Raw genomic sequence first — 448 nt, forward strand, 5'->3', positions numbered from 1 at the left:
TCATCCTCGATCGAAACAGGGTGATGGCGGAACGCGCCGCCCCCATTCTCGACGGCGGCAACGTCTTCATGGCCGTCGGCGCCCTGCATCTGCCCGGCAAGGACGGCGTCATCGAATTACTGCGCAAGCAGGGCTTCACCGTCACCGCCGTGAACTGAACTCGTTTTCGTCAGCCGAGGGTCATGCGGCGCAGCACATTGCTTTTCCAATAGAACTGATGGACGAGCGCGCCTGCGACGTGGGCAGCGATCAGCCCCCAAAGAATGACCTTCAAGACATCCGCGTGAACGAAGCCGGCGGGATTGATGCCGAAATAGTAAGCGGCGATGCCGGAAAGCGGCAGCGCGAAGAGCAGGATATAAAGCCCGGCATGGGCGAACTTTGCCCCGAGACGAAAGATCGCCGGCTCCTGCGAAACCTCGGGCGGCACACCCTGCATAAAACGCAG

Annotated in this window: 2 protein-coding genes; one reads left to right on the plus strand and one right to left on the minus strand. The window is 60.9% G+C overall.

What is annotated here, in order from left to right; translation table 11 throughout:
• Positions 1 to 158 (plus strand): TraB/GumN family protein (locus tag AC5ZG1_RS44375; protein WP_496136566.1); only part of this gene is annotated, 158 nt, incomplete at its 5' end.
• 11 nt (positions 159 to 169) lie between these two features.
• Here the strand turns inward: AC5ZG1_RS44375 and AC5ZG1_RS44380 are convergent.
• On the minus strand, positions 170 to 448 hold a 279-nt coding region (locus tag AC5ZG1_RS44380; protein WP_496136565.1), incomplete at its 5' end, for a cytochrome b.

The sequence above is a fragment of the Bradyrhizobium sp. Leo78 genome (genome assembly GCF_059512425.1).